The organism is Fundidesulfovibrio sp. YSD1 (assembly GCF_055397115.1).
In genome coordinates this window covers 2668970-2682471 of record NZ_AP043666.1, presented here as the reverse complement: position 1 = coordinate 2682471, position 13502 = coordinate 2668970, and the positions used below count along the sequence as shown (strand labels likewise).

The 13502-nt window shown below is 70.1% G+C and carries 10 protein-coding genes; 7 read left to right on the top strand and 3 right to left on the bottom strand.

What is annotated here, in order from left to right; genetic code table 11:
- Nucleotides 1-6: 6 nt before the first annotated feature.
- Entirely contained in the window at nt 7-1284 is a 1278-nt protein-coding gene (locus tag ACZ5V4_RS12590; protein ID WP_464315206.1) for an IMP cyclohydrolase, read from the bottom strand.
- 126 nt (nt 1285-1410) lie between these two features.
- On the opposite strand from ACZ5V4_RS12590, the gene ACZ5V4_RS12585 reads away from it, so the two are divergent.
- Nucleotides 1411-1764 carry a hypothetical protein gene (locus ACZ5V4_RS12585; RefSeq protein WP_464315205.1) on the top strand — a complete coding sequence of 118 codons (354 nt, stop codon included), beginning with the start codon at nt 1411-1413 and terminating at the stop codon, nt 1762-1764.
- Here the strand turns inward: ACZ5V4_RS12585 and ACZ5V4_RS12580 are convergent.
- On the bottom strand, nt 1754-2887 hold the full coding sequence (locus ACZ5V4_RS12580) for an SAM-dependent methyltransferase (RefSeq protein ID WP_464315204.1): 1134 nt from the start codon (nt 2885-2887) through the stop codon (nt 1754-1756). The two genes, ACZ5V4_RS12585 and ACZ5V4_RS12580, sit on opposite strands and share 11 nt — an antisense overlap.
- Nucleotides 2888-3155: 268 nt before the next feature.
- Between ACZ5V4_RS12580 and ACZ5V4_RS12575 the strand changes: the two genes are divergently transcribed.
- The 6 genes from ACZ5V4_RS12575 to pyrF all read left to right on the top strand — a co-directional run bounded on the left by ACZ5V4_RS12575 (nt 3156) and on the right by pyrF (nt 12057).
- Nucleotides 3156-4436: an adenylosuccinate synthase gene (locus ACZ5V4_RS12575; protein ID WP_464315203.1), complete on the top strand. Its 1281-nt coding sequence runs from the start codon at nt 3156-3158 to the stop codon at nt 4434-4436.
- Between the two features lie 6 nt (nt 4437-4442).
- The gene (locus tag ACZ5V4_RS12570) at nt 4443-5300 is read left to right on the top strand and encodes a DNA polymerase III subunit delta' (protein ID WP_464315202.1); all 858 of its coding nucleotides are present in this window, start codon (nt 4443-4445) and stop codon (nt 5298-5300) included.
- 335 nt (nt 5301-5635) lie between these two features.
- On the top strand, nt 5636-6802 hold the full coding sequence (locus ACZ5V4_RS12565; RefSeq protein ID WP_464315201.1) for an ABC transporter substrate-binding protein: 1167 nt from the start codon (nt 5636-5638) through the stop codon (nt 6800-6802).
- A gap of 3 nt (nt 6803-6805) precedes the next feature.
- Nucleotides 6806-9067 (top strand): ATP-binding protein, encoded by a 2262-nt coding sequence (locus ACZ5V4_RS12560; protein ID WP_464315200.1) that lies wholly within the window; start codon nt 6806-6808, stop codon nt 9065-9067.
- 48 nt (nt 9068-9115) lie between these two features.
- Nucleotides 9116-11350, top strand: coding sequence for a DUF3536 domain-containing protein (locus tag ACZ5V4_RS12555; protein WP_464315199.1), 2235 nt, complete (start codon nt 9116-9118; stop codon nt 11348-11350).
- On the top strand, nt 11347-12057 hold the full coding sequence (gene pyrF / locus ACZ5V4_RS12550; protein WP_464315198.1) for an orotidine-5'-phosphate decarboxylase: 711 nt from the start codon (nt 11347-11349) through the stop codon (nt 12055-12057). The genes ACZ5V4_RS12555 and pyrF overlap by 4 nt, the downstream gene beginning before the upstream one ends.
- 96 nt (nt 12058-12153) lie before the next feature.
- On the opposite strand, the gene trmFO is transcribed toward pyrF, so the two are convergent.
- Nucleotides 12154-13458 (bottom strand): methylenetetrahydrofolate--tRNA-(uracil(54)-C(5))-methyltransferase (FADH(2)-oxidizing) TrmFO, encoded by a 1305-nt coding sequence (gene trmFO / locus ACZ5V4_RS12545; RefSeq protein ID WP_464315197.1) that lies wholly within the window; start codon nt 13456-13458, stop codon nt 12154-12156.
- Nucleotides 13459-13502: the final 44 nt, after the last annotated feature.

The following is a 13502-nucleotide window of genomic DNA, read 5'->3' as shown; positions in this document are numbered from 1 at the left end:
TGGACGCTAATGCTTGAACGAGCGCTGCCCGGTGAAGACCATGGCCACCTGGGGCGAGGCCTCGTTGACCGCCTGGATCACTTCCCAGTCGCGGATGGAGCCGCCGGGCTGGGCGATGGCGGTCACGCCCTGGGCCAGGGCCAGGTCCACGCCGTCGCGGAAGGGGAAGAAGCCGTCGGAGACCAGCACGCTGCCGGGCAGCCCGCCCCGCTCAGCCTTGGTGGTTTCCTCGATCTCGGCCAGGGAGGCGGCCAGGGCTTCGTCGTGGGCGGCCTTGGCCGTGAGCTCGTAGATGGAGAGCTTGTGGCGCTCGAAGGCCAGGAGGTCGGCGTACTTGGTGTAGGCCTTGCGGATGGTCAGCTGGACCACGCCCACGCGGTCCTGCTCGCCGGTGCCGATGCCCACGGTGGCCCCGTCGCGGGCGAAGATCACCGAGTTGGAGGTCACGCCCGCCTCCACGGCCCAGGCGAAGAGCAGGTCGTCGGCCTCGGCCGGGCTTGGCGCGCGGGCCGTGAACACCGCGCCGTCCTTGGTCTGGGTCTTGGCCGGGAGGAAGTCGCCCGCCGAAAGGATGCGGTTGCGGAAGGAGAACTGCACCACCACGCCGCCGTCCATGAGGCTTTTCACGTCCAGGAAGGGCTCGCCCGCGTATTCGGCCAGGTGCGCGATGCCCGGCAGGGCGATGATGCGCAGGTTCTTCTTGGCCTTGAGGATATCGAGCGCGGCGGGCTCGAAGTCGGGCGCGGCCACCACCTCGAAGTACCCGGCGGAGATGAGCTCGGCCGTGGCCTTGTCCAGGGTGCGGTTGACCACGATGGCCCCGCCGAAGGCCGCGATGCGGTCGGAGAGGTTGGCGCGCTCGAAGGCCTTGGCCAGGCCCTCGGAGGTCCAGGCCGCCCCGCAGGGGTTGTTGTGCTTGAGGATCACGGCCGCGGGCTTGGCCGAAAGGTACTGGAGGATATTGAGCGCGTTGTCCACGTCGGTGAGGTTGGTCTTGCCCGGGTGCTTGCCGGACTGGATCAGGTGCTCCTCGGTGATGGCGGAGACGAGCCCGCGCTTGGGGCCCCTGAAGGCCACGCCGCCGAGTTCCAGGCCGCCCTCGGCCAGCTGGTAGAGCGCGGCGGGCTGGTCCGGGTTCTCGCCGTAGCGCAGGCCCTTGGCCTCGCCGTCGATGGTCCAGGTGCGCTTGACGAACTTCAGGGTCTGGCCGCCCAGGGTGATGGTCATGTCCCCCGGGAAGGGGTCCTCCTGGATGGTGGTGTACATCTTCTTGAGATCGCTCATGATCGGCTCCGTTTATTCGTGCTGGGACCCAGCAGATAGCACGCCCGGCCCCGGGCGGCAAACGGGCATTGGCCGCGCCGGGTTTTCGTGGTACGCGGCTCCTCGCGCAATGCGCGCGGAGGTACCGTGGAAAAAGTTCTGGTGAAGCTGGCCCGGCAGCTCAACAATTACGACGAGGCGTCCCTGACCAGCATGTGGGAACGCTACGCCGAGCAGGTGAAACGCTTCGAGCCCTCCAAGAGGTGGGAGGAGGCCGTGCTCATCCTCTCCATGATCCAGGCCGTGCGCTTCAAGAACCAGCTCTTCAACCTGAACTGGTCCGAAGGCCGCGCCCCGGGCGAGACGCCCCCCAAGAGCCTGATCGAGGCCGTGCCCAGCCACCACGGCGAGCCTCAGCCCGCCAGGGCCGCGAACAAGCCCAAGGCCAAGGTGCTCTCCTTCAGGTCCAAGGAAGAGCCGGAGGCTCCCGCTACGGAGTAGCCCCGGGGTCCTTGCCCTCTTCCAGGCCTTGCTGATCCTTCCGCGCCTCTTCCTCCGTCCGCGCTTCGTCCCTTGCCCCGGCTCGCGGCGCCGTCTCGTCCGCCGTCCCGGCCTCGGCCTGCGCTTCGGCCCGGGTCTCGCCCCCGGCCTGCGGCGCGCCCTCTTCCCCGCCCTGCCCAGGGGCCTCCTGCCCGGTTGCTTCCGGGGCGAACGAGGGGAATTCCTCGTTGTCCAGGAGCACCCAGGTCAGCTCGTGCTTGTTGTTGTGCAGGTGCACCAGGCGCGAACCGGGGTAGGCCCAGAACTTGGCGGCGGTCTCATGGTCGGTCGCTCCCTGGAACTTCAGCGTGCACACGAAGTTGCGCACCTTGCCGAAGGTGCGCCAGCGGTCCACGAGCCTCCAGAGCCTGTCCGGATAGCAGACCACGTCGCAGAAGAACCAGTCCACGGGGCCGACCTCGCGCGGGTCCAGGGCGAAGGCCGAGAGCATGCGGTAGTCCACGCCGGGCATGGCCTCCACGCGCGGTTCCAGCGGGGCCTTGTCCACGGCCAGCACGCGGCAGCCCAGGCTCGCCAGCACCCAGGTCCACCCGCCGGGGCTCGCGCCCATGTCCAGGCAGAAGCTGCCCGGGCTGGGCGCGGCCTCCAGGAGCGTGAAGAGCTCCCAGAGCTTCAGGTAGGCGCGGTTGGGCGGGTCCTTCCTGTTCTCCACGAACTGCACCTCCCCGTGGGGGAAGGGGCTCGAGCAGGTGGGCGAGGCCACGATCAGGTCGCGCTCCAGGAGCGTCCAGGACCCGAGCGGCGAGCGCGGGGGCGGCGTGCCGATGTGCACGGGCTTGGGCTTCACGGCCGGCAGCTGGGCCTCGATGAGCCGGGCGCGGCGGTGGTGCTTGGTGGACCAGAGCGCCCAGTTGCGCTGCAGGGCGCGCAACTTGTTGGCTCCGTCGGTGATGGAGTCGATGCGGATGCGCTGCGGGTCGAGCCAGATGTTCTGGGCCCAGGCCACGGGGCGCGGCGGGCCGGGCGCGAACACGAGGCGGTCCACCACCTCGGCCACGTCGCCCAGCTCGTAGACGAGTTCGTTGGTGAAGCCCTTGGGGGCGAGATAGACTGTGAATTCCATATCTTTGAGGCCCTCAAGCGGGGCGGTTGGCCGTGATCGGCTCCGGGGCGGGTTTTGCCTCCCCCCCGGCCAGCCTAATTCGTTGACAACGCTGGTGGGGTTTTTTACGCAAAAAAGCCTTTTGTGAAAGTGCTAACTTCCGGCCCTCCCGGGCCGAGGCGACAATAACCGACGCAGGCCCGGAGGGACGCTCTCCCTCCGGCGGCCCCGGGCCTTGCCCGGGCCGGGTCCGGGGCCAAGCCCCGGAGCGCTGCTCCCTGGAGGATCAATGGCTGGCATGGTGGTTCACGGCGCCCAGTGGGGCGACGAGGGCAAAGGCAAGATCGTCGACCTGCTCACCGAGCGGTCCGCGCTCATCGTCAGGTTCCACGGCGGCAACAACGCTGGCCACACCCTGGTGGTGGGCGGCGAGAAGACCGTGCTGCACCTGATTCCCTCGGGCATCCTGCACGGGGGCAAGCGCTGCGTGATCGGCGCGGGCGTTGTGCTCGACCCGGAGGTGTTTCTGGCCGAGGTGGACAAGCTGTCCTCCAAGGGCGTGGACATGTCCCCGGCGAGGCTGGCCGTGAGCCTGCGCACCCACGTGATCATGCCTTACCACAAGATGCTCGACGCGGCCCGCGAGGCCGCCAAGGCCGGCGGCAAGATCGGCACCACCGGGCGCGGCATCGGCCCCTGCTACGAGGACAAGGCCGCGCGCGTGGGCATCCGCGCCGGAGACTTCCTCGACGAGAAGCTCCTGGCCGAGAAGATCGAGCACGCCCTGTCCGAAAAGAACGCCCTCTTCTCGGGCCTCTACGGCATGGAGCCCCTGGACGCCTCCAAGGTGCTGGCGGAACTCCTGCCCCTGGCCCGGCGCGTGGCCCCCTACCTGGCGGACGTCCCGGCCATGATCCAGGAGGCCCTATCCTCCGGCGGGGGCGTGCTCTTCGAGGGCGCGCAGGGCACCCACCTGGACATCGACCACGGCACCTACCCCTTCGTCACCTCTTCGAGCTGCCTGGCGGGCAACGCGGCCGCCGGGTCGGGCTGCTCGTTGCGCGATGTCGGCGAGGTGATCTCCGTGGTCAAGGCCTACACCACCCGCGTGGGTTCCGGCCCCTTCCCCACGGAACTGAGCTGCGCCGACGGCGAGCACCTCCAGAGCGTGGGCGCGGAGTTCGGCGCCACCACCGGCCGCAAGCGCCGCTGCGGCTGGATGGACATGGTGGTGCTGCGCGAGGCCGTGCGCCTGAACGGCACCACCGGCCTGGCCATGACCAAGCTCGACGTGCTGGGCGGGCTGGACACCATAAAAATCTGCACGGCCTACCGCTACGAGGGCCAGGACATCCTCTACCCGCCCCAGCGCGAAGGCGCCCTGGGCCTGGTGGAGCCGGTGTACGAGTCCCTGCCCGGGTGGAAGGACGACGTGAGCGTCTGCCGCAGCTTCGGCGAGCTGCCCGAGGCCGCGAGGCGCTACGTGGAACGCGTGGAGGAGCTCTCCGGGGTGCGCGCGAGCATCATCTCCGTGGGTCCGGACAGGGCGCAGACCATCTACAGGGACTGATCATCCGTGGACGCCGCCTTCTTCGGGCTGCCCGCCCGACAGGACCTGGCGAGGCGGCGCATGGACCAACTGGCCGGGAACCCGCCGCAAGTGCTCGTCCTGGAGGGCGGCTCCGCCTCGGAACGCGAGGCGGCCGCCCTCTATTACGCGGCGGCCCTCAACTGCGGCTCCCCGGGCGCGTGCGGAACCTGCGAGCCCTGCGTGCAGATCAGGGACAAGGTCCACATGGACCTGGTCTTCCTGGACGGGGCCGAGCAGTCCATCAAGGTGGACGACATCCGCGACGTGCGCCAGAAGGTGGGCGAGCCCCCGCGCGGCGGCGGCCACCGCGTGGTGGTGCTCACCGAGGCCCAGAGCCTGACCCTCCAGGCGGCCAACGCCCTGCTGAAATCCATGGAGGAGCCCAGGCCCGGCAACTGCTTCGTGCTCCTGGCCCCGCAGCGCGAGAGGCTTCTGCCAACGCTGGTCTCGCGCTCCTGGGTGCTCACCCTGGCCTGGCCCGCGCCCGGGCAGGCCACCTGCGCGCTGCCGGAGAACGAGGTCTGCGGCTCGGAATGGCTCGACGCCATGGAGCGCTTCTGGCGCACGGGCCAGGGGCTCTTCGGGCTCACGGCCTCCAAGGCGAAGCTCACGCGCAACGCGGCCCAGCAGATCGTGCTGGCGCTCTCCAAGGAGCTCACCGACATCCTGGCCGGGCGGCCCCAGACCCCGCTGGCCGCGCTTCTGGGCGAGCGCCTGGGCCTAAGCGGGCTTCGCCGCCTGGACATCCTGCTCGAATCCGCCCAGGAGGCCCTGGTGGGCCAGGTGAACCCCACGCTGACCATGGAATGGCTGGCCACGCGAGTAGCCCTGTGGCTGCGCTGAAAAAACCGCGCGGTGTCCGTTCCTTTCGTGTGCGCCCGCTGTTCCTTTCCTGTGCGTAACGTCTCCATGCCCTCTTCACCAAAGAGAATCTCCTGAACCCCCAATGCAGGGCGGACGCAACACGCACGTTTCGCCATGCCCCCCCACGCACTGCCCCGCCCCGTCCCCCGGCGTTCCAGGCCGCGCGCCGCCAAGGCCACTCCGTCAGCCGCCCCGGAACGTTCCTCCCAGCGGAATAACCCCCACGCGCAGGCCTCGTAGCGAAAAAAACACAGCCCCCCCTGTTCATTTTTTCCATTTCCCTTTATGTTGTGACTGGAAGACCTGGAAAGGCTATGAACTCAGTGCGCACCATTTCAGCTTTGCTTGCCGTTTTCACGCTCCTGCTTCTGCCCGGCGCGCGCACGGGGGACGGCGCGTCCCCCGTGCGCCTGGGCATGGCCCTCAGCCTGAGCGGGGAGGCGGCGCGCATGGGAAGCTCCAGCGAAAAGGGCGTGCGACTCTGGGTGGACGAGGTCAACGCCCGCGGCGGCATCCTCGGCCGCCAAGTGGAACTCAAGGCAGTGGACGACCATTCCGACCCCGCGCGGACAGTGGAGGCCTACCGGCAACTCGCCTCGGGCGGCGCGGACCTCCTGATCGGCCCGCCCGACAGCAGCGCCTCCCTGGACGTGCTCCCCGTGCTCAAGCAGGCGGGCATGCCCTGCGTGTTCCCCATGGCCGTGTCCGACACTCTCTGGGAGGACGCCAGGGGCCTGGCCTTCGGCGTGTTCTCCCCGGCCGCGGACTGGCCCGCCGGGTTCTTCGAGATCTTGTCGCGCTCGGGCGCGTCCAGCGTGGCCATCCTCGCCGTGGACCACCCCAACCCGTCGAGAATCCTGTCCATCGCGGAGAAGTGGGCCAGGCGCTACGGCGTGGAGCCCACGCTTCAGCTCGCCCTCGCCGCGGCGGAGCTTCCGGCGGCCATCGAGCGGCTCAAGGCCGCCAAGGCCGACGCCGTGGCGGTCTGGGGCTGCGAGAGAGCCTCCGTGGCCGCCGTGAAGGCCCTCGGCAAGGCCGGGTGGCTGCAGGGCCGGTCGGCCTACGTGTCCTCCAGCCTGGCCTCAGGGGCGCTCCTGACCCTGCCCGCCAGGGAGGTGGAGGGGGTTTTCACCGCCCTGCCCTGGGACATCCGCGCCTCGCAGGCCTTTCCGGACGGGCCGCGCTTCGTGCGCGCCTTCAGGGCCGCCCACGGCCAGGACCCGGACTACATGGCCGCCGCGTCCTACGCGGCCTGCCAGGTGATCGAGGCCGCTGTGGCCAGGGCCCGCGCGCTGGACAAGGAAAGCCTGCGCCAGGCCCTCTCGGGCCTGGAGACCCTGACCGTCATGGGGCGCTACGGCGTGGCCCCCTCGGGCATGCAGCTGCGCCAGATGCCCCTGACCCTGCAATGGCAGAAGGGCAAGCGCGAGGTGGTCTGGCCCGAAACCATGCGCACGGCGCTTCCCGCAGTGGCGAGGTGACGGATGGTGTTCAACAGGCTCTCCTTCCGGCTGGCCCTGCCCGTGGTGGTGGGGGCGCTCGCGCTGTGGGGCGTGCTCGGGCTCATGGCCCTGGACGCCATCTCGCGCTTCGCCAGCGAGCGCGCCGAGCGCGGCCTTGGCAGCCACGCCCGCGAGGTGAGCGACATCCTGGGCGACTCCTACGACCACCTGCTCCTTTCCGGCAAGGCCAACGACCCGGCCGAGCAGCGCGTGGCCAGGGGCAGGACGCTCTCCAGGCTCGAGAAGCACCTGCGCCTGACCGGCACCCCGGCCGTGGTGGTGGACGACAAGGGCTCCATCCTGCTCAGCCACATGATCGCCGCGCCCGGCCCCCTGGCCGACCTGCGCCTGCCGCCGGACACGGCCGTGCTGGTCGAGCAGGGGGGCTTCAAGCGCTTCGTCTACCAGATCGACTCCTCGCTCTGGGGCTGGCGCGTCATGCTGGCCGAGGGCGGCTCCGAGTACGCGCGCGTCTCGCGCGAGATCACGGCCATGTACCTCCAGGCCGGGGCCGTGCTGGTGGTCGTGCTGGCGGGCTTCTTCTACTGGATCAGGCGCACCGTGGCCTGGCCGGTGAAGCACATCGCCCGGGCCCTGGAAAAGGGCGAGCGCCCGGTGTTCGAGGGCATCGAGGAGTTCGCCTCGCTCACGCGCTCCATCGGCCGGATGATGGACTCGCTGGCCGAGCGCGAGCGCCTGGTGCGCATCGGGCGCACCTGGTACCGCCAGATGTTCGAGTCCGCGCCGGTGATGATGTTCACCCTGACCTCGCGCGGCTGGTTCGGCGGCGTGAACCGCAGCCTGTGCGACCACACGGGCTTCAGCCGGGAGAAGCTCCTCTCGAGCCCCGCGTCCGAGATCCTCTCCGTGGACAGGCACTACCTGGAGGCCCTCTGGAAGGGCCTGCCGCTCCGGCAGGTGGAGGCCCAGCTGCGCACGTCCCGGGGCGCGGCCAGGCAGGTGGTGCTGGACGCCCTGCTCACCGAGGACCACTCGGGCGAGCGCGTGGTCCTGGCCGTGGCCACGGACGTCACCGACCGCCTGAAGAGCGAGCGCGAGCTCATCGCGGCCAAGGAGGCGGCCGAGGAGGCCAACCTGGCCAAGAGCGAGTTTTTGGCCAACGTCAGCCACGAGATCCGCACGCCCCTAAACGGCGTGCTGGGCATGCTCCAGCTCCTGGAGAAGTCGGCCCTGACCGCCCGCCAGCAGGGCTGGGTGTCCAACGCCCTGGAGTGCGGCAGGTCGCTGCTCACCCTGCTTGGCGACATCCTCGATTTTTCGAGCCTGGAGGCAGGCAACCGCCAGTGCGTGCTGGAACCCTTCGCCCCGGGCGGGATACTCTCCGAGATCGCCCAGCTCTACTCCCGCCAGGCCCAGGCCAAATCCCTCGCGCTCACGGTCCAGGCGGACCCGTCGCTCCCGCGCACGCTCATGGGCGACGGGGGCAGGCTCAGGCAGGCCCTCTTCAACCTGACGGGCAACGCCGTGAAGTTCACCGGATCGGGCTCCGTGACCCTCGCGGTGGAGCCCGTGGCCTCGGACGAGACGGGCGTCACGCGCCTTCTCTTCACCGTGCAGGACACGGGCATCGGCATCGCGGAGCAGAAGCTGGCGGTCATCTTCCAGCCCTTCACCCAGGCCGACGGCTCGCACACCAGGCGCTACCAGGGCGCTGGCCTGGGCCTGGCCATCGTCAAGCGGCTGGTGGAGCTCTGGGGCGGAACGCTGGAGATCGACACCGCGCCCGGCGAGGGCACGGCAGTTCGCTTCACCATGCCCGTGCACCAGGCCCCGGAAGGGACCCAGGCCCCCCTGGCCGCCCCGGCCTACCCGGACGAGAGGCAGGCGGGCGGGCGCGTGCTCCTGGCCGAGGACGACCCCATCAACACGGTGATGACCATGGACATGCTCGAAAGCCTGGGCTACCGCGCCACCATCGTGGAGAACGGCGCGCAGGCCCTGAAAGCCCTGGCCCAGGAGGACTTCGACTGCCTGCTCATGGACATCCAGATGCCCGAGATGGACGGGCTGAGCGCCACGCAGACCATCCGCGCCTCCCAGGGCCTGGGGGAGAAGACGCGCGTGCCCATCGTGGCCCTGACCGCCCACGCCCTGCCCGGCGACCGCGAGCGCTTCCTGGCCGCGGGCATGGACGACTACCTGGCCAAACCCGTGGAATACGACGACCTGGCCGGGGTGCTCGCCCGGGCCATGAGCAAGCCCTGGCGGCAGCGGCCCACCTGATCCCCGCCCCCCTATCAAGCCCCGGCGAAAAGCGTTAGGCTCCGGCCCATGGAAAAGCACCTCTGCATCCACGGCCATTTCTACCAGCCCCCGCGAGAGGACCCCTGGCTGGGCGCCATCCTGCCCGAAGGCAGCGCGGCCCCGAGCCTGGACTGGAACCGGCGCATCACCCGCGAGTCCTACGCGCCCCTGGCCCGGGCCAGGCGCCTGGACGGCTCCGGGCGCATCCGCGAGGTGATGAACTGCTACGAGTGGCTGAGCTTCAACGCCGGCCCCACCCTGCTCTCCTGGATGGCCTCCGCCGACCCGGACACGGTGCGCCTGATGGTGGAGGCCGACCGCGCGAGCCTCGCCCGTCTGGGCCACGGCAACGCCATGGCCCAGGTCTACCACCACCAGATCCTGCCCCTGGCCAGCCAGCTGGACAAGGAGCTCGAAGTCTCCTGGGCCGTGGACGACTTCACGGCCCGCTTCGGGCGCGCGCCCGAAGGCATGTGGCTCGCCGAGACCGCCGTGGACCTGGCCACCCTCGAGGTGCTCGCCGCAAACGGCCTCTCCTTCACCGTGCTGGCGCCCGGCCAGGCCAAGGCAGTCGGGCCCCTGACCAACGGCCAGTGGACCCCGGTGGACGCCTCCACACTGGACATCCGCCTGCCCTACCTGGTCAAGCTGCCCTCGGGGCGCTCCATCAGCGTGTTCTTCTACGACGGCCCGCTCTCCCAGGCCGTGGCCTTCGAGCGGTTGCTGGCCGACGGCGAGGGCTTCTGGCGCAGGCTCTCCCAGGCTGCGAGCCCGGGGCTTTTGGCCCTGGCCACGGACGGCGAGACCTACGGCCACCACTTCACCTTCGGCGAGATGGCCCTGGCCTTCGTGCTGGACCAGGCCCGCCAGGGCCGCGACGGCGTGAAGCTGACCAACTTCGCCGCCTTCCTGGCCGCCAACCCGCCAAGGATGCAGGTGAAACTGCACGAGCCCTCGGCCTGGAGCTGCGCCCACGGCGTGGAGCGCTGGCGCTCTGACTGCGGCTGCTCCACGGGCGGCCACCCCGGCTGGAACCAGCGCTGGCGCGCCCCCCTGCGCTCGGCGCTCCAGCGCGCCAAGGACCTGGCCGACCAGCACTATTTCCAGGCCGGGGCTTCGGTCTTCGCGGACCCGCGCGAGGCCCTGACAGCCTACGGCAAGGTCCTGGCCGGGCTCACGGACCAGGACGTGTTCGCGGCCGCGCACTTCAGGAAGAAACTTTCGAAAGCGGACCAGGCCAGGGCCTGGAAGCTCCTGGCCATGCAGCAATGGGGGCTTTCCTCCCTGGCCAGTTGCGCCTGGTTCTTCGACGAGATCTCGCGAATCGAGCCGGTCAACGCCCTGACCTTCTGCCTGCGGGCCATGGAACTGGCCCAGCGCACGGACGGGCCGGACATCGAGCCCGAGCTGGTCTCCATCCTCGAGCAGGCCGTGTCCAACATCCCCGAGTTCGGCGACGGGGCCTTGATCTGGCGCACCATGGTCAAGCCGCGCCAGGAGTCCCGGGCCTCGCTAACGGCCCAGGCCCTCCTGACCCTGTGGGCGGGCGGGCGCATGCCCGCGCCCGGCGAGTCCGCCGAGGCGGCCTGGCCCGGGGTGCGCGTGTCCGTGACGCCCTCCTCGCCATGGGAGGGCAAGGCGTCCATCTCCTGGGCGCTGGAGACCGGCTCCGAGGACGTGGCCTGGAAATGGGACGGGCTTGAGGCCCGGGACGACGTCCTGGCCTGCCCGGTGTCCGTGTCCTGGCCCGGGGGCGGGGAAGCCTTCGTGCCGCGCTCCCTGCCCGTGAACAAGCGCCAGGGCCTGGCCGACGCCTTCGCCGTGGCCGCCTCGGACGAACTCTGGGAGGCCGCGTCCAAACGCATGGCCGCTGGCGCGCCCCTGGTCACGGAGCTCCAGGAGGCGCAGGCCACCATGACGCTGGCCCCGCGCTGGGCGGGCATGTGGGCCGCGCTGGCCTGGGCCTACGTCTGGGGGCTTGACGTTTCGGGCAAACGGCGCGAACTGCTGCTGGCCTTTCTGCGCCAGAGCTGCGGCTGCGGCTTCGAACGCGCCGGGCTGATGGAGCGTGTGAACGCCCGCGCCCTGGCCGAGGCCGGGGGGGCGTCGCCCGACTGGGCCGCGCTCTCGCTCATGGTGGAGCGCGTGCGCGAACTGGGCCTGCCCGAGGACTGGTGGGCCCTGCAGAACCTCCTCTGGGACAACCCGCCAACCGGCGCGCAGGCGCGCGCCTTTGCCATGCTGATCGGATTTAGCGAATGAAAGTGAAAGACATACCGCTCAAGGAACGCATCATCTTCGCCCTGGACGTGGACAGCGCGGACGAGGCCCTGCGGCTCGTCGGCACGCTCGGCTCCACGGTGGGCTACTACAAGGTCGGCCTGCAACTGTTCCTGGCCGAGGGCTTCGGGCTGGTGGAGCGCATCATCGGCATGGGCCACAAGCTCATGCTCGACCTCAAGTTCCTGGACATCCCCCAGACCACGGGCATGGCCATGCGCGAGGCCGCCAGGCGCGGCGTGCACCTGGCCACCATCCACGCCCACGTTTCGAGCGTGACGCGCGCGGCCGTGGCCGAGGCCGGGACAGCCAAGGTGCTGGGCGTCACCGTGATGACCAGCTACGGCGAGGCCGAGCGCGCCGAACTGGGCTATCCGGGCACCATCGAGAATCTGGTGCGCGACCGCGCGGGCATCGCCCTGGCCGCCGGGTGCGCGGGCGTGGTGGCCTCGGCGCGCGAGGCAGCCATGCTGCGGAGCGTCTACGGGGATGATTTCCTGATCGTGACCCCGGGCATCCGCCCGGCGGACCACGCCGCCAAGGACGACCAGACCCGGGTGATGACGCCGGCCAGGGCCATCGCCGCAGGAGCCGACCACCTGGTGGTGGGCAGGCCCATCGCCCGCGCAGGCGACCCGGCGGCCATGGCGGCGCGGATGCTCGAAGAGGTGGCGGAGGTCCTGGGCTAGGGCGGATTTTACTGGAGAGGGCGCCGCCCTCTCCAGACCTCTCCCGGCAGGGGGTTGATCCCCCTGCACCCTCTATTAGCTTCGCGCAGCTCTCCGCTACTCTTGCTCCCCGGCGACCCACCGCTCCCAGGCCGCCCTGGCGCGCGCCGCGTAGAGCGCCTTGCGCGAGTCCTTCTTGGCGCGCTCGGTGAGCTCCGGCGTGAGCCCGTAGTTCACGTTGGAGGGCTGGAAGTTCTTGGCGGGCCTGGCCAGATGCGCGAGCAGCGCGCCCAGCGCGGTCTCCACGGGCGGGGCGGTCAGGCCCTTGGCCAGGTGCAGCCCCAGCCACAGGCCGCAGGCCGCGCTCTCCACGTAGCCCTCCACCCCGGTGATCTGCCCGGCCAGGTGCACGCCCGGGCGGGCGATCAGTTCCAACGAGGCGCTCAGCACCTTGGGCGCGTTCACGTAGGTGTTGCGGTGGATGGAGCCCAGGCGCGCGAACTCCGCGTTCTCGAGCCCCGGGATCATCCGGAAGATGCGCTCCTGCTCGGGGTACTTGAGCTTGGTCTGGAACCCCACCATGTTGTAGGTGGACTGATCCGCGTTCTCCGGGCGCAGCTGCACCACGGCGTAGGGACGCCTGCCTGTGCGCGGGTCTGTCAGCCCCACGGGCTTGAGCGGGCCGAAAACCAGGGTCTTGAAGCCGCGCTCGGCCAGGGCCTCCACGGGCATGCAGCCCTCGAAGTGGATCTCCTTCTCGAACTCGCGCGGCACCACCTTCTCTCCGGCCAAAAGCGCGGCGTGGAAGGCCTCGTACTCGTCCTTCTCCATGGGGCAGTTGAGGTAGTCGCCCTCGCCCTCCTCCCAGCGCGACTGCGAGAACACCCTGGTTCGGTCGATGGAGTGCGCGTGCACGATGGGCGCGATGGCGTCGTAGAAGTAAAGGCTGCCCGAGCCTATGGCCTCGGCCAGGCTGGCCGCCAATTCCGGCGAGGCCAACGGCCCCGCCGCCACCACGATCTTGTCGAACCCGGCCAGGGCGGGGTCGGCGAGCGAGGCGACCTCGCGGCGCTCAAGCGTTATCAGGGGCTCGGCCTCCACGGCGCGGGTCATCTCGCGGGCGAAGAGCTCGCGGTCCACCGCCAGGGCCTTGCCCGCCGGGACCGCCGTGGCCCTGGCCGCGCGGATCACCTCGCTGCCCAGGCTCTCCATCTCGCGCTTGAGAAGGCCGACTGCGCTGTCGGCCTCGTCCGAGCGCAGCGAGTTGGAGCAGACCAGCTCCGCGAGATCCGCCCCGGTATGGGCCGGGCTCGAGCGCTGGGGCCTCATCTCGTAAAGCGTCACCTTCATGCCTGAGCGCGCCAGCGCCAGGGCGCATTCGCACCCGGCCAGCCCGCCGCCGATCACCGCGAACGTCGTCACCGTTCAGAGCCTCCTTGCCATGACTTGGCGAAAACCGTAGATTT

Excerpts from the sequence above, each read along its gene's own strand:
- ACZ5V4_RS12590 (WP_464315206.1), bottom strand. The coding sequence starts at position 1,284 with ATGAGCGATCTCAAGAAGATGTACACCACCATCCAGGAGGACCCCTTC.
- ACZ5V4_RS12580 (WP_464315204.1), bottom strand. The coding sequence starts at position 2,887 with ATGGAATTCACAGTCTATCTCGCCCCCAAGGGCTTCACCAACGAACTC.
- ACZ5V4_RS12575 (WP_464315203.1), top strand. The coding sequence starts at position 3,156 with ATGGCTGGCATGGTGGTTCACGGCGCCCAGTGGGGCGACGAGGGCAAA.
- ACZ5V4_RS12565 (WP_464315201.1), top strand. The coding sequence starts at position 5,636 with ATGAACTCAGTGCGCACCATTTCAGCTTTGCTTGCCGTTTTCACGCTC.
- ACZ5V4_RS12560 (WP_464315200.1), top strand. The coding sequence starts at position 6,806 with ATGGTGTTCAACAGGCTCTCCTTCCGGCTGGCCCTGCCCGTGGTGGTG.
- ACZ5V4_RS12555 (WP_464315199.1), top strand. The coding sequence starts at position 9,116 with ATGGAAAAGCACCTCTGCATCCACGGCCATTTCTACCAGCCCCCGCGA.
- pyrF (WP_464315198.1), top strand. The coding sequence starts at position 11,347 with ATGAAAGTGAAAGACATACCGCTCAAGGAACGCATCATCTTCGCCCTG.